A 14783-nucleotide genomic window follows, 5' to 3' on the forward strand; every position below is an offset into this window, starting at 1 on the left:
ACACGCCATGTACGCGCTCACCCTCGAAGGCGGCCAGTGCCTGGCCGCGGCCGACCTGTGCCTGACCCCCACGCCCGGCGGCCCGGTGCCGGTGGCCTATCCCGACGCGGGCTTTCCCGGCATGGCCGCCAACACCTGCACCAAGGTGTTCGTGCGCGGCGTGGCCGCCTTGCACAAGGCCTCGCGCATCGCGCCTTCCAACGGCGACCAGGCCGGCACCGGAGGCGGCGTGATCAGCGCTAGCGTGATGGGCAGCGTCAGCTTCGCCCAGGCCAGCCGCATCGTGCGCCTGCAGGGACACCCCGCGGTGCGCCTGGGGGACGCCACGCGCCACAACGACGGCAACGCCGGCGGCGCCGTGGTCCAGCCCGGGCAGATCCAGTTGTCGATCGCGCGCTGAACCGAAGGCACCGATACGCGCAATGACCCGAGTACTTGCCTCGCTGCAAGGGTCTGGGGCTTGGGCCGATAGTGCCGGCATGCAACGTGATGGCTCCCGTCGTTTCGCTTCCCGGCTCGCCCCCGCCGCGCTGCGGCGCGGTTTGCGCCAGGCCCTGGGCCTGAGCCTGCTCGGCCTGGGCTGCGCCTCCTGCGGGCTGCTCGGATCCTCCCCGCAGGTCTCGCGCGAACAGGCGCTGGCCGCCCCCGACGCCCCCTTCGCCGCGCAGGCCATCGTCGTGCACGTGGAAGCCGCGCCGGAACTCAACGCGGTGCAGGGCCAGGCCCACACGCTGGTGCTCGGCGTGCTGCAGGCGGCCCGCTCCGACACCCTGTCCGCGCTGGCCAACCAGCCCGAGCAGGTGGAGCAGGCTCTGGTGGAGGCACGCGAGGCGCCCGGGCTGCTGCAGATCACCCGCTTCGTCATCCATCCCGGACAACGCTGCACCGCGCGCGTGGACCGCGTGCGCGGCACGCTGGCCGTCGCGCTGGCCGCCGGCTACGCGCAGCCGGGCTCCGGCCGCGCGCCGCGCGTGTTCGACATCGCGCTGGAGCTGCGCTCCAGCGGCTGGATCCGGCGCAGCTACAACGCCAGCGCGCGTCGCTTGGACCTTCGCCTGCGCCTCGGCCCCACCGGGGTGCTCGCCGCCGAGGCCATGGCGGGCGCCGAGGCGCCGGCGGCCGCGAGCTCGGCGCCCGGCCGCGCCGCGGCCCCGGCTTGCCAGGCCCTGGCCGACACCTGAGCCCCGTGGAGGAAACCGGCCGATGAACCGCCCCGAACCCGTGTTCTGGCACCAGGGCATGTTCCTGCAGCCCCAGCATTTCCAGGCCGATGCGCTGCACGCGCAGGCACGCCTGGGCGACCTGATCGACGCCATCGCGCCGGACCTGTGGGGCCTGGCCGAGCTGGAGATCGCGCAGGCGGCCTTGGCCAACCACAGTTTCCAGGTCCGGCGCGCGCGCCTGCGTTTCGCCCGCGGAGAGGTCCTGCACTATCCCGGCAACGCCGTCATCGCGCCACGCAGCTTCGACCCCGCGTGGTTCGACGCCGGCGCCAAGGTGGACGTGTACCTCGGCCTGCGCGCGATGACCGAGGACACCCCCAACGTCAGCCTGTGCGACGGAGCCGAGCCGGCCGCGCAAGCCGCCACGCGCCTGGCCACGCAACTGCGGCCGCCCGAACGCGCCGACCTGTATTCCGACGGCCCGGCGGCGCAGGTTCGCACGCTGCAGCACGTGCTTCGCGTGTCCTTCGAACCCGAGCTGGAACACCTGCACGGCTACGAGCTGCTGGCGGTCGCCCGCCTCGTGCACGACGGCGAAGGCGTGCGCCTGGACGAAAGTTTCATCCCGCCCTGCTACGCACTGGGCGCCTGCGAACCGCTGAGCCAGATGCTGGCGGACATGCGCGACGAGATCGGAGCACGTCTGCGGCAACTCGAGGAGCTCAAGAGCGATCCCGGCAGCCAGCCGGGCGAACGCACCGGCGCGCGTCGCGACGACCTGCAGCTGATGCTGGCCCTTCGCGCGCTGGCCGGCGCGAGCTGCTGGCTGACGCAGGCCTGCGACAAGCGCCACGAGCGGCCGGCGCTGGTGCATGCCCGCCTGCGTGAACTGGTGGCCGAGCTGAGCTGCTTCTCCACCCGCTGCGACGCCCTGGGCGCCACGCCGGCATGCCCGGAGGGCCTCGCTCCCTTCGACCCGCTGCATCTGCGCGAGTGCTTCTCGCAGCTCCGCCAGCTGCTGCGCCTGCTGCTGCAGGACATCAGCGTGGGCCCGGCCTACGTGCTGCCGCTGGTGCCCTGCGACGGCGCCCTGTGCGCCAAGGTGCCCGAGGCCGCATTCGGGCGGCGCAACGAATTCTTCCTCATGCTCAGCGCCGCCACGGCGCCGCCCCGGTGGGCGCCCCAGGTGGAGTTCCAGGCGCGCCTCGCGGCGCCGTCGACCATGGCGGCGCTGGTCACGCACTCGCTGCCGGGCATGGCACTGCACGCGCTGAGCGCGGTGCCCCCCGGGCTTCCCGCGAGACCGCGCAGCGCGTACTGGCGTGTCGGTCACTCCGGCTCGCTGTGGGATGCGGCGCAGCGCGAAGGCGCGCTGCAACTGCACTGGCCGGCCGCGCCCGCCGAGCTGCAGGCCAGTCTGGTCGTCGTGGAGCGTGCCCGGTGATGCGCCTGATCGACGCCTACGTTCCGTGGTTCGCGCGCGTGCAGGCCTTCCTGCAGGGGCCCACCGGCAGCGTCGACGAGGCGGCGGCGCGCATCGAAGAATGGTTCCGCGACGCCCGCGCGCAGGCGGCCGCGGCCAGCTGCCCGCGAGAACATGCCGAGCTGGCTGCCTACGCGGCGGCGGCGTGGGCCGACGAGCGCCTGCAGAGCGGCGATTGGGAGCATGCGCGCGCGTGGCATGCGCATCTGCTGCAGCGGCGCCATTTCGGGGTGGTCGACGCCGGGGAGGGTTTTTTCCGGCATCTGCGCCAGCTCGGCCCCCAGGAGCAGGAGGTGCGCGAGGTGTTTGCCCTGGCCTTGTTGCTGGGGCTGCGCGGCCAATTCGCGCTGGATGCCGACGAACGCGCGTGGAGAAAGACCCGCGACGCCGAGCTGGCCCGCGTTCTCGAGGCCTCGCCGGGCTCCGAGAGCCTGCTCGCGGGCCTCGCTGCGAATGCGGGCGCCCACGGGCCGCCGCGGCGGCGGCTGGCGCAACGGCTTCGCAGCCCCGGAGCCGCGGCCGCCGCGGCGATCGTCGCGCTGGGCCTGCTGTTCGGCCTGTACGCGCTGTGGCTGCACCAGGCCGTGCGCAACTGGTTCAACGCCTGAGGCTCCGTCGCGCATGGCGCCTCGGGCCTCGTCGCCCATGCCCCCATGACCACCCAATTGCTTCGTCTGCTCGCCATCCTGCTGCTGCTCGTGCTGGTGCAGGCCGGCGCGCTGGCTGCGGCCGTGCTGGCCCATGTGCCGCCCTGGTGGAGTCTGCTGATCCTGCCGGCGGCGCTGCTGGCCTGGGGCGGGTTTCGCCTGCTGCGCGCGACCGCGTCGTGGCTGCGCAGCCGGCGCCGCCGCCCCGCCTCCCAGGTTCCGCCCGACGCCGCGCTGGCCCGCGCCTGGCAGCGCGCGCTGGCTCAAGGGGGCGCCGCGCACGACGGCGCCCGCCTGCCCTGGATCCTGTTGCTGGGCCCGCCCGGCGCCGGCAAGACCACGGCGCTGAGCCAGGCCCGCATTTCCAGCCCGGTGGCGCCCATCCAGGACCGTGACGATGCCGAGGCGAGCTTCGGCTTGTGGTACCTGAACCGCCTGGTGGTGCTGGACTGCGGCGACTGCGTGCCGCGCCGCGACGCACCGGCGGCGGAAGGCGCGCGCTGGGCCTACCACCTGCGCATGCTGCAGCGCCTGCGCCGCCGCGAAGGCCTGGACGGCGTGGTCGTCGCGCTCAGCGCACGCGAGCTGCTGCGGGGCGACCGCGAAGCCCTGGCCGAGCAGGCCCGCTGCCTGCGCGGCTGCCTGGAGCAACTCATCCAGCTGCTGCGCGAGCGCTTCCCGGTCTATGTGCTGGTCACCCATTGCGACGCGCTTTACGGCCTGCAGGCCTGGGCGCAGGCGCTGCCGCCTCAGCGCCTGGAGCAGCCCCTGGGCTACCTCGAGCAGGGGGACGCGCCGCAGGCACAACACGACTTCGTGAACCGTGCATTCGACGCCGTGGGCGTCCGCCTGGACAGGCTGCGCTGGGAGCTGCTCACCGAGGGCCACGCGCCCGACGCGGGGCTGCTGGCCTTCCCGCTGGAATTGCAGCGCCTGCGCGCGCCCCTGCAGGTGTTCGCCGACAACGGACTGGCACCCCACCCCTACCTGGAACGCCTGATGCTGCGGGGCTTGTTCTTCAGCAGCGGCAAGCAGCAAGCCCCGGCCGATTCGCAGGTGCTGGGCGACGCTGCCAGCACGGCGGCGACGCAGCAGGCAGCAGCCCGCGGCCTGTTCCTGCACGAGTTGTTCGCCCGCGTGCTGCCGGCCGAGCGCGGCCTGCGCCGGGCCTCGGCCGCGCAGTTGCGGCGCCAGCGCCGCGCGCGCGGCGTGCTGCTCACGCTGGTGCTGGGCCTGGCGCTGCTCGGGGCCGCGGCGCTGAGCGCATCCTTCGCGGACAACCTGCGCGCCCTGAAGGGCTTGCGCGCCGCGGCGCCGTTGCCGCCGGCCGAAACCGCCGCGCCGCTGGCCCGGCGCGCGGCGCAACTGCTGGAGCGCGAACAGGCCATCCGGCGATTCGAGGCCGCCGGGGAACGTCCGCTGGCGCAGCTCACGCTGCCCGCCACCGGCTGGCACGAACTGCTGAGCGCGCAGAAGCTCCAGTTCGTGCAGGCTTGCCAGGGCCTGCCCGAGGCCGACTCGGCGGCGCTGCCGATGGAGCCGCAGCGCGGGCCCGGCACCACGGTGCTGGGCCTGCTGCGGCGCATGGCCGTATTGCAGGCCCGCAGCGAGGGCGCGGGTCTGGCACAGCTGGAACTGCTGGCGCCGGCGCGAGCGCCCGAGGGCCGCGCGGGCGAGCTCGCCAACACGCTTTGGCAGATCGAGCTGGCGCGCCTGGCCTGGAGCCCGGCGCAAGGCGTCGAGCGGCCCCTGCGCAGTGTGCGCGCGCGGCTGGACCAGTTCGGCCTGAGCGATCCGGCGCTGCAATGGTTGCGCCAGACCCCCGCCCTGGACGGCATCGCCGCCATCCACCTGGCGCCGCTGCTGCTTCCCGGTGAGTTGCCGGGCGAGCTTCCCGGCACCGGCTCGAGCCTCGAACTGCCGGCCGAATTCACGGCCGCAGGCTTCGCCCACATGCGCGAGGTGCTGGCCACGTGGCGCCGTCTCAGCGCCTCCCCGAGCCAGGTGGACGGGGCCTGGCAGGGTTTCGTCACCGACTGGCGGGAGCGCCAGCAGCTGGCGTTGCGCGCCCTGCTCGAGGGCCTGGTGTCGAAGCCTCCCGCGTGGCGCTCGCGCGCCGCATGGCGCGCGGCCCTGCCGCTGCTGGCCGGTCCCGGCAATCCGTACTGGGCCGTGAGCCGCAAGCTGCTGCTGCAGTTTCCCGATACCGCCGAGGCCGCGCCCGCGCAGGTCCCCGAAGGGAGCGAGCCGCGTTGGATCACCGGCCTGCGCGACCTGGAATCCTGGCGTGCCCAGGCCGCCGCTGCCAACCCGGGCGCCGTGCTGCAGTCCCTGCGCGACTGGAGCGAGCGCGGCTTGCGCGACGCAGCGGCGCGCGGAGCAGGCGGCGCCGCGACCGCCGTGCGCGCCAACTTGCAAGCGGCCGCGGACATGCGCGAATACCTCAAAGCCCTCGAACTGCTGGCCCGCCAGCTCCAGCTGGGGGACGCGCAGGCCACCGCAGTGGCGGCGGATTTCCAGACCTACGGCACGGATCCGAGGACCGACAAATCCCTGGCGCGCGACGCCCAACGGGCGCTGCAGCGCATGGACCGGCTGCTGGAGGACGCCAGCGCAGCGCCCGAAGCGGAGCCAGGCGCGCAAGGCCGCGAGGCGCCTGCGCCCGCGACCGGCGCGGCCCCGCCCACCTCCTCCACGGCAGCCTCCTCCACGGCCGCCTCCTCTACGGCTGACCGGCAGGCCGCGCCGGCCAGCTACCCGGCCGGCGCGCTGCTGGCGGCGCCCTGGCGCGAGCTCATGCGCTACGCCGACGCCGCCGCCGCGTGCACGCTGCAGCGCCGCTGGCAGGCCGAGGTGCTGTGGCCCCTGCAGACCGCGGCGACGCGCGCCGATGCACTGGGCCAGGTGTTCGGTCCGCAGGGCACGCTGTGGGCCTTCGTGCAGGGCCCGGCCGCGCCCTTCCTGCAACGCGACCAGCGCCTGTACCGCCCGACGCGAACCGCCGGCCTCGGCGTGGCCTTCACCCCCCAGTTCCTGGACCTGCTGAACCATGCCGCCGGCCAGCTCGCGTCGCAGCAACTGCGTAGCGAGACCGAGCAACGTCTCGCGCTGGAACAAGGCGCCCGGCAAAAGCGAACCCAGGCCGAGCTGCAGCAGGCCCAGGCGCAGGTTGAGCAAGCAGCCCGGCAGGCGCAGTCGGCGCAGGCCGCGCGCTCGACGGTGAGCATCACGGCGCTGCCCACCGACGTGGACCCCCCCGGCACCGCGACGGTGTCCCAGACCCGCCTGAGCCTGCGCTGCGGGGCCGGCAACTTCGAGCTGAACAACCTCAATCTGACGGTGCAGGGCTCCGTCACCTGGAGCGCCCAGGACTGCGCGGACCTGCGCCTGGCCGTGTCCATCGCCGGCATCCACCTGCAGCGGAACTACCCCGGGGCGCTGGGCTTCGCGGATTTCCTGGCCGACTTCCGCAGCGGCACCCGCGCCTTCACGCCGCAGGACTTCCCCGCGCAGTCGGCGCGACTGCGCGCCCTGGGGGTGCAGCGCATCGTGCTGCACTACCGCATCGAGGGGGCGGACGGCGTGTTGGGCTCCGCCGATGCGCTGCGTAGCGCGAAGCGCGCGGGCGACCAGGCCTCCCGCGCCCTGCAGAGCCTGGGACAGCGCCAGCAGCAGTTGCTGCAGGCCGCGGTCGCGGCCTCGGCGCCGCAGGCAGCCGGCAGCGGGCCCGCGGGCCCGCTGCCGCAGCTGCCTGCGCGCATCACCGACTGCGCGGATGACCCACGGCCCGCGCAGGCGCCAACATAGAATGGGCCGGCCTATCCCGTACGAACCCGTCATGATCCCCATCCCCGGCCTGCGTCGCTTCCGCCGAGCCTGCCTGCTGTGCCTGCTGCTGCTGGGCTGTGCGAGCGCGCCGGCGCAGGCCGACGCGCTCGACCCGATCCGGCAGGCCCAGGCCGCGGGCCACCTCGAGCAGGCGCTGCGCGAGCTGCGCGAGCTGATCCGGCAACGGCCCGGCGATCCCCAGTACCGGCTCACCGAGGCGCTGATCCTGCAGCAGCAGCATCACGACGGCCAGGCCATCGAGGTGCTGGAACAACTGAGCCTGAGCTATCCGGAACTGCCCGAGCCCCACAACAACCTGGCCGTGCTGTATGCGGCACGCGGGCAGACGGCGCGGGCGCTGGAGCAACTGAACATGGCGCTGCGCGCCAACCCCGACTACGCCACCGCACGCGCCAACCTGGGCGACGTGTACCTGCAACTGGCCGAACAGGCCTACCAGAAAGCCGCCGACAGCGCGGGCGACGCCGCGGCGCGGGCGCATGCGCTCGCCGCCCTGCAGGGCCTGCGCAAGCTGGGCACACCCCCACCGGAGATCCACCGATGAGCCTTTTCCGCCATGCCTGCCCCGCCAGGGGCTTCACCCGCCGGCTGTTCCTGGGCCTGGGCTGCGCCGCGGCCCTCGCCGGCGTGGCACCCGGCGCGTCGGCCGCACCCGCGGGCGCCGCGGCGAAGCCCCCCCGCGTGCAACTGGTGACCAGCCAGGGCACCATCGTCGTGCAGCTGGACCCGCAGCGCGCCCCGGCCACCGTGGCCAACTTCCTGCGCTACGTGAACAAGGGCTTCTACGCCGGCACCGTGTTCCACCGCGTGATTCCCGGCTTCATGATCCAGGGCGGAGGCTTCACCGAGCAGTTGCAGCAAAAGCCCACCGATGCGCCGATTCCGCTCGAGAGCCGCAACGGCTTGCGCAATCTGCGGGGCACCATCGCCATGGCCCGCACCAACGACCCGAATTCCGCCACATCCCAGTTCTTCATCAATCTGGTGGACAATTCGAGCCTGGACTATCCGCAACCCGACGGCAACGGTTATGCGGTGTTCGGCCAGGTGGTCTCCGGCATGGACGTGGTGGACCGCATCGCCGCGGTTCCCACGCATGACGTGGGGCCGATGCAGAACGTGCCGGTGAAGCCCGTGGTGCTCGAATCCGCGAAGCTTCTGCCCTGAGCCCGGGGGACTCCCCCCACATACGCCGCGCCGCCATTTCCCTTTTTCTCCGAGGCAAGCATCATGGTTGAACTGCACACCAACAAGGGCGTGATCCGCCTGCAACTCGACGCCGAGAAGGCGCCGAAGTCCGCCGAGAACTTCCTGGCCTACGTGCGCAGCGGGCATTTCGACGGCACCATCTTCCACCGCGTGATCGACGGTTTCATGATCCAGGGCGGCGGCTTCGAGCCCGGCATGAAGCAAAAACCCACGCAGGCGCCGATCGCCAACGAGGCCGACAACGGCCTGAAGAACAAGCGCTACACGGTCGCGATGGCCCGCACCAACGATCCGCACTCGGCCACCGCGCAGTTCTTCATCAACGTGTCCGACAACGCCTTCCTCGACCACAGTTCGCCGAGCCCGCAGGGCTGGGGCTACGCGGTGTTCGGCCATGTCGTGGAAGGCCAGGACGTGGTCGACGCGATCAAGGGCGTGAAGACCGGCAACAAGGGATTCCACCAGGACGTGCCGGTGGAAGACGTGGTCATCGAAAAAGCCGTTGAAGTCTGAATCGGCGCATGCGCGAGCGCAGGACTGTGCTCCCTGCGCCTCGCTGCGGGCGCCCGCGCATTGGCGCTGCCTGGCGCTGGTGTCGGACCTGCACCTGGGTCCGCAGGCCCCGCGCACCAGCGCCGCCTTCGTGCGGTGGCTGCGCGGCCTCGGCGGGCGTGCCGACGCGCTGCTGATCCTCGGCGACCTGTTCGAGGCCTGGATCGGCGACGACCTGCTGGAGCAGTCCCCGCGCGACGAGCACCACGCGGTGTGCGAGGCGCTGGCCGCGCTCGCCGCCAGCGGCTGCAGCATCGGCGTGCAGCGCGGAAACCGTGATTTCCTGCTCGGCCCCGGCTTCGCGCGGCGCAGCGGTGCCCGCCTGCTCGACGACCCCTGCATGCTGGAGCTCGGGGGGCAGCGCATCCTGCTCAGCCACGGCGACGCGCTGTGCATCGACGACCACGCCTACCTGCGCTGGCGCCAGACCTGCCGCGATCCGCGCTGGCAGGCCGGCTTTCTCGCCCAGCCCCTGGAGCAGCGCCGGCAGCAGGCGCTGGCCGCGCGCGAGCAAAGCCGCCAGAGCCAGGCCGCCATGGAACAGCTCGGCGACGCCGACCCCGGCGAGGCGCGCAACTGGTTGCTGCGCGAGCAGGCTCCCTGGATGATCCACGGCCACACGCACCGCCCGCGCGAGCACTGGCAGGGCGCGCAACTGCGCCAGGTGCTCAGCGACTGGGATCTGGACCATGCGGCCCCCGGGCGCGCGCAGGTGCTGTGGCTGCATCCACGCGCACGGTGGATCGGGGTGGAGCGCGAAAACCTGGGCGCCGGCCCCGCCCCTACTTGACCAGCTTCTCGAAGCTGTCCTTGTCGAAGTGCTCGGTGCGCATGGCGTCCTCCGGCGCCACCTGCGCCGAGCACACGCCGCGCTTTTCCAGCTCGCGCCACAGCAGCGCGACCTGGTGCTCCAGTTGCGCGGCGTGGTCCACCAGGCCGAGTACCGCCTGGCTCAGCGGGTCGTCGCCGTTCTGGGTCACCGCGTAGGCGGAAAAGCCCATGCGCGTGGCCGCGGCCTCGCGTTGCTGCTCGCCCTGCTTGTCGATGACCCGCGCCGGGTTGCCGACCGCGGTGGCGCCCGCCGGCACGGCCTTCACCACCACGGCGTTGGAGCCGATGCGCGCGCCGCGCCCGACGGTGAAGCCGCCCAGCACCTTGGCACCCGCGCCCACCACCACGCCTTCCTCCAGCGTGGGGTGCCGCTTGGTGCCCTTGTACAGCGAGGTTCCCCCCAGGGTCACGCCCTGGTAGATGGTGCAACCGTCGCCCACCTGCGCGGTCTCGCCGATGACCACGCCGAGTCCGTGGTCGATGAACACGCGCCGGCCGATCCGCGCGCCGGGGTGGATCTCGATGCCGGTGAGAAAGCGGCTCCAGTGCGAAGTCCAGCGCCCCAGCCAGTGGTAGCCGGCGCCCCACAGCCGGTGCGCGAGCCGGTGCATCCACAACGCGTGCAGCCCCGGATAACAGGTCAGCACCTCCCAGCGCGAACGCGCCGCGGGGTCGCGCTCGAGAATGACCTGGATGTCTTCGCGCAGGCAGCTGAACATGGGAGACGGACGGTGGTTGGCAAGGCCGCCGGGCCTGGCTGGGCAATGCCCGGACGGTTTGTCAGTGTATTGGACCCCGCCGCGGCGCGCTCGGCGGCGGCGCCGCGCTCAGTCGCCCTGCCCGGCGCGGCTTGCGGCCTGGCGCAGCGCGGCATGACAGATGCCCCGCAGGATCTGCACTTCCTGGCGGGTCAGCGCCGCCCTCGAGGCCAGCCGGCTCAGGCGCGGAAGCAGGCGCCGCGGCGCCTGCGGGTCCAGGTAGCCCAGCGCCAGCAGGGTCTGCTGCACATGCTCGAGCAGGCCTTCCACTTCGGCGTGGGTGGCGGGCGCCTCGGGCGCCGGCCCCGGCGCGGCGTGCTCGAAGGCGCCGACGGCCTTGCGCCATTCCCAGGCCACGATCTGCACCGCCTGCGCCAGGTTCAGCGAGCCGTACTCGGCCGAGGTGGGCAGGTTGAGCAGCGCGTCGCAGCGCCAGACGGTCTCGTTGTCCAGGCCGTAGCGCTCGCTGCCGAACACGAAACCCACGCGCCGCCCCTGCGCGGCAGCCATGCGCGCGAGGGCGGGCAGCCACTGCGGCCCCTGCAGCGGTGGGCCGAAATCGCGCACCCGCGCCGACAGCGCCACCAGCAGGCCGCAATCGCCCGCCACCTGGTCCAGGCGCTCGCCCTGGCGCGCCTCGCGCAGCACGTCGTCGGCACCGCTGGCCATGGCCAGTGCCTCCGGCTGGCTGCGCACGTCGGCGAAGCGCGGCGCCACCAGGCCGAGATGCCGGAAGCCCATGGTCTTGATGGCCCGCGCGGCCGCGCCGACGTTGCCGGCGCGACTGGTACCCACCAGCACGAACAGGGCCGGCGCGGGCGCATCGCCCGGGGACTCCCGCCCTTGGATAAAATCGTTCACGAAGTTCCGCTCTTTCACGACAACCCGCACATTCTCGTCGAGGCGCGCCCACCGCGTCCGCGCAGCCCACCATGCATCCCATGATCAACGTCGCCGTTCGCGCTGCCCGCGAAGCCGGCAAAATCATCAACCGCGCCAGCCTCGATCTCGACCTGCTGCGGGTGTCCGAGAAATCGGCCAACGATTTCGTCACCGAGGTCGACCGCGCGAGCGAGCAGGCGATCATCGAGGTCCTGCTCAAGGCCTATCCGCAGCACGGCATCCTCGGCGAGGAGACCGGAAGCACCCACGGCCGCGCCGATTCGGAGTTCCAGTGGATCATCGATCCGCTGGACGGCACCACCAATTTCATCCACGGGCTGCCGATGTACGCCGTGTCCATCGCCCTCGCCCACCACGGCGTGGTGCAGCACGGCGTGGTCTACGACCCCTCGCGCGACGAACTGTTCACGGCCAGCCGAGGCGCGGGCGCCTTCCTGGACAACCGGCGCCTGCGGGTGTCGCGGCGCACGCGCATCGAGGACAGCCTGATCGGCACCGGCTTTCCCTTCCGCCGCGGCGACGACCTGGACACCTACCTGGAGATGTTCAAGAAGATTTCCCAGCGCTGCGTCGGCCTGCGCCGGCCCGGCGCCGCGGCGCTGGACCTCGCCTACGTGGCCGCGGGGCGCTACGACGGCTTTTTCGAACAGGGGCTCAAGCCCTGGGACGTGGCCGCCGGCTCGCTGCTGGTGACCGAGGCGGGCGGCATGGTGGGCAACTTCACCGGCGAAGCGGACTTCCTGCACCGCGGCGAGGTCATCGCGGCCAATCCGCGTGTGTACGCGCAGATGGTGTCGCTGCTCAGGGTCTACGCCGGCCGCGGCCAGGCCGGCGACGCGGGTCCGGCCGCCTGAGCCCGCGCCGGGGGCGAATCCTGCCCCCGTTACATGCCGTTGCGTTCCTGCGGGTAACGGTATACCACGAAACGCAAATTTGTCGTAATTTCCGTCTGCGGCGGCTGGAACGTGCCCGCACATTCGTCGGCCGGCTTCGACAAGTCCCTGCCTTTCCATGAACTCGCCGAGTTTCGCCGGCCGACGCAGCGTCCCCCCGCGGCATCGGCGCAAGACAGCGTTATTTCCCTGTAATTCCCGCGAATAACTCTGTTAATCACCACTTGCCAACGGAACGATGCCAACCTAGTATCAACGCGAAAACCCGAGGAAAATGCGTCCGCGATCGCTTTCCCATGTCGCCACCCCGGTTAACGAAAGGAGCCCAGACAAGGACATTTCCAACCCGCTGAGCCGGACAGCCGGCTCCGATGCATGGCGGTGCCTCTCGCCCTTTCCTACCCAGGAACTCCCATGACGACGCAAGCCAAACGATCCAGGATCGAAATCCAATTCCTCGGCCAGGTCCAGGTCCACGCCGAAACCGGCTCGATCGTGATCAACGACAAGAAGGCCATCCTGTTGATGTTCGTGCTCGCGGTACGCGGTGCGACCAGTCGCCAGCAGATGGCTTCCCTGCTATGGCCGGGAACCGACGCCGAACATTCGCAAGGTAGTCTTCGCCTACGCATCCACAAGATCAACCGGCTTTGCCCGGGATTGATCCAGAGCCATTTGAATTCGATTTTCTTCAGCACCGCGACCGGACACGACATCGGATTCCTGACGGCCGACGAGGAGATACCCATTTCCGTGGCCCTGGATGCGCACAGGGATAATCTGATCGGCGCACTGGATTTTCCGGAGAATCCGCAGCTCAACGCGATCCTGAGCCATTACAAGAACCAACTGGTGAGCAAATCCACCAGCCTGCTCTACCGGCATGCGCGTGCCGCGGCCACCAGCCGCAGCCTGGACCAGGCCGTGTACTTCCTGAACCGCATCCTGTTACTGTCGCCGCATAACGAGACGGCCTGCCGCAACCTGATGCGGGTGCACGTGCTCAACGGCTGCCGGGCCACGGCCATCGAGACCTACGAGGCCTTCCGGCGCAACATGCGGGAAAGCCTGGGCATCGAGCCGGACTCGAAGACCAAGCGCCTGCACCTGGACATCCTGTCGACGCAGGAGGATCCCGAGTACCAGACCCGCATCAGCGAAGCACTGGACTCGATGATCCTGTAGTACGACCGGGTGTAGTACGACCGGGACGAAGGCGCTGCCCGGCCTGCGGCCAGGCTAGCGCCCGCGCGCCCAGGCCCCCAGCAGCGCCCTCTCCCACTGCGCCACGCCGCGCTCGAAGCGGCTGGCGTCGAGCAGGGACGCGGGCATCACGCCGCTGCGCACGGCGGCCGCGTACTGGGCCCGAAGTGCATCGAAGGGCAGCGCCGCGGCCCGGCGCGCCCACTGCTCCCAGGCCTGCCCGGCCTCGGAGCAGGCCGGAACCCAGGCGGGCAGGCCCAGCGGCGCGCCCGACAGGCGGCTCATCACCACGCCGCCTGGCCGGAATGGGCCAGGTGGTGCATGCGGCGCTCGAGTTCGTAGATGTCGCGCGACTGCGCGAGGTAGCTCTCGGCCTGCTCGCGCTCGCCGACGCCGGTCAGCAGCAGGGAATGGATCAGATTCAGAAGGGTGGTCATGGCAGGCTCCCGCTCGTGACGGTGGAAATTCGGGTTTTCCCCTATAGGGTTAACCCGAGTGTAGCAGCCTGCCGAAACTCCTGCACAACCCTGTTGCACCGCAACGCCGGCGCGCCTCGCCCCACCCTGCGAGCGGGCCCGGCTTGCGCCGGATCCGGGCGCCTACTGGCCCAGCTTGAGCACACGCAGATAGGGCTTGAGGGTCTTCCAGCCCTGCGGAAAGCGTTCGCGGGCCGCCTCGTCGCTGACCGAGGTCGGGATGACCACGTCACCGCCGGGGCGCCAGTTCGCCGGGGTGGCCACGCCATGACGCGCGCTGAGCTGCATGGCGTCCAGCAGGCGCAGGATTTCGTCGAAGTCCCGGCCGTTGCTCATCGGATAGGTCAGCATGGCCTTGACCTTCTTGTCCGGTCCGATGAAGAACACGCTGCGCACCGTCGCGTTGTCGTTGGCGCTGCGCCCCTCGGCTGCCCCGGTTTCGGTTTCCGGAAGCATGTCGTACAGCTTGGCCACGTTCAGGTCGGTGTCGCCGATGATCGGGTAGTTGGGCGCCATGCCCTGGGTCTCGGCGATGTCCTTGGCCCAGAGGTGGTGCCGGTCCACCGGGTCCACCGACAGGCCGATGAGCTTGCAACCGCGCTTGTCGAACTCGGGCTTCAGGCGCGCCACCGTGCCCAGCTCGGTGGTGCAGATGGGGGTGAAGTCCTTGGGATGGGAGAACAGGATCGCCCATTGGTCGCCGATCCACTCGTGGAAGCGGATCGGGCCCTCGGAAGTCTGGGCGGTGAAATCCGGGGCGGTACTGCCGATGCGCAGGCTCATGCTGGGGCTCCTCGTCGGTGGGACCGGCGCGGA

At 71.5% G+C, this 14783-nt stretch carries 16 protein-coding genes; 11 read left to right on the forward strand and 5 right to left on the reverse strand.

Annotation, left to right across the window (positions count from 1 at the left end):
• The first annotated feature begins 7 nt into the window (after nt 1–7).
• The 9 genes from D466_RS0100405 (at nt 8) to D466_RS20055 (ending at nt 9693) form a co-directional block, all read left to right on the forward strand.
• On the forward strand, nt 8–400 hold the full coding sequence (locus D466_RS0100405) for a DUF4150 domain-containing protein (RefSeq protein WP_018911706.1): 393 nt from the start codon (nt 8–10) through the stop codon (nt 398–400).
• Nucleotides 401–479: 79 nt separating this feature from the next.
• Nucleotides 480–1181: a type VI secretion lipoprotein TssJ gene (locus tag D466_RS0100410; RefSeq protein WP_018911707.1), complete on the forward strand. Its 702-nt coding sequence runs from the start codon at nt 480–482 to the stop codon at nt 1179–1181.
• A gap of 22 nt (nt 1182–1203) precedes the next feature.
• Nucleotides 1204–2607, forward strand: a complete 1404-nt coding sequence (tssK, locus tag D466_RS0100415) for a type VI secretion system baseplate subunit TssK (RefSeq protein ID WP_018911708.1) — start codon at nt 1204–1206, stop codon at nt 2605–2607.
• Nucleotides 2607–3254 (forward strand): DotU/TssL family secretion system protein, encoded by a 648-nt coding sequence (locus tag D466_RS22605; protein ID WP_018911709.1) that lies wholly within the window; start codon nt 2607–2609, stop codon nt 3252–3254. Before tssK ends, D466_RS22605 begins: the two co-directional genes overlap by 1 nt.
• A gap of 45 nt (nt 3255–3299) precedes the next feature.
• Nucleotides 3300–7100: a type VI secretion system protein gene (locus D466_RS0100425; protein ID WP_018911710.1), complete on the forward strand. Its 3801-nt coding sequence runs from the start codon at nt 3300–3302 to the stop codon at nt 7098–7100.
• Between the two features lie 31 nt (nt 7101–7131).
• Nucleotides 7132–7686 (forward strand): tetratricopeptide repeat protein, encoded by a 555-nt coding sequence (locus D466_RS20050; protein ID WP_018911711.1) that lies wholly within the window; start codon nt 7132–7134, stop codon nt 7684–7686.
• Nucleotides 7683–8309 (forward strand): peptidylprolyl isomerase, encoded by a 627-nt coding sequence (locus tag D466_RS0100435; protein WP_018911712.1) that lies wholly within the window; start codon nt 7683–7685, stop codon nt 8307–8309. Before D466_RS20050 ends, D466_RS0100435 begins: the two co-directional genes overlap by 4 nt.
• Nucleotides 8310–8372: 63 nt before the next feature.
• Nucleotides 8373–8864 (forward strand): peptidylprolyl isomerase, encoded by a 492-nt coding sequence (locus D466_RS0100440; protein ID WP_018911713.1) that lies wholly within the window; start codon nt 8373–8375, stop codon nt 8862–8864.
• A complete protein-coding gene (locus D466_RS20055; protein ID WP_018911714.1) occupies nt 8854–9693 on the forward strand; it encodes a UDP-2,3-diacylglucosamine diphosphatase in 840 nt (279 codons plus the stop codon). Before D466_RS0100440 ends, D466_RS20055 begins: the two co-directional genes overlap by 11 nt.
• Here the strand turns inward: D466_RS20055 and cysE are convergent.
• Nucleotides 9686–10453 carry a serine O-acetyltransferase gene (cysE, locus tag D466_RS0100450; protein WP_018911715.1) on the reverse strand — a complete coding sequence of 256 codons (768 nt, stop codon included), beginning with the start codon at nt 10451–10453 and terminating at the stop codon, nt 9686–9688. The two genes, D466_RS20055 and cysE, sit on opposite strands and share 8 nt — an antisense overlap.
• 108 nt (nt 10454–10561) lie before the next feature.
• Nucleotides 10562–11353 carry an RNA methyltransferase gene (locus D466_RS0100455; protein WP_018911716.1) on the reverse strand — a complete coding sequence of 264 codons (792 nt, stop codon included), beginning with the start codon at nt 11351–11353 and terminating at the stop codon, nt 10562–10564.
• A 71-nt stretch (nt 11354–11424) separates the two neighbouring features.
• Between D466_RS0100455 and D466_RS20060 the strand changes: the two genes are divergently transcribed.
• Both D466_RS20060 and D466_RS0100465 read left to right on the forward strand, forming a co-directional pair.
• Nucleotides 11425–12249, forward strand: a complete 825-nt coding sequence (locus tag D466_RS20060) for an inositol monophosphatase family protein (protein ID WP_018911717.1) — start codon at nt 11425–11427, stop codon at nt 12247–12249.
• A gap of 453 nt (nt 12250–12702) precedes the next feature.
• Entirely contained in the window at nt 12703–13473 is a 771-nt protein-coding gene (locus D466_RS0100465; protein WP_018911718.1) for a BTAD domain-containing putative transcriptional regulator, read from the forward strand.
• A 54-nt stretch (nt 13474–13527) separates the two neighbouring features.
• Here the strand turns inward: D466_RS0100465 and D466_RS20065 are convergent, their stop codons facing one another.
• The 3 genes from D466_RS20065 to D466_RS0100480 form a co-directional block, all read right to left on the reverse strand.
• Nucleotides 13528–13776, reverse strand: coding sequence for a hypothetical protein (locus D466_RS20065; protein ID WP_018911719.1), 249 nt, complete (start codon nt 13774–13776; stop codon nt 13528–13530).
• Nucleotides 13776–13928: a DUF3563 family protein gene (locus D466_RS23060; RefSeq protein WP_018911720.1), complete on the reverse strand. Its 153-nt coding sequence runs from the start codon at nt 13926–13928 to the stop codon at nt 13776–13778. Before D466_RS23060 ends, D466_RS20065 begins: the two co-directional genes overlap by 1 nt.
• 162 nt (nt 13929–14090) lie before the next feature.
• On the reverse strand, nt 14091–14750 hold the full coding sequence (locus D466_RS0100480; RefSeq protein WP_018911721.1) for a peroxiredoxin: 660 nt from the start codon (nt 14748–14750) through the stop codon (nt 14091–14093).
• Nucleotides 14751–14783 lie beyond the last annotated feature (33 nt).

It is taken from the genome of Thiomonas sp. FB-6 (assembly GCF_000377645.1).
GTDB lineage: Bacteria > Pseudomonadota > Gammaproteobacteria > Burkholderiales > Burkholderiaceae_C > Thiomonas_A.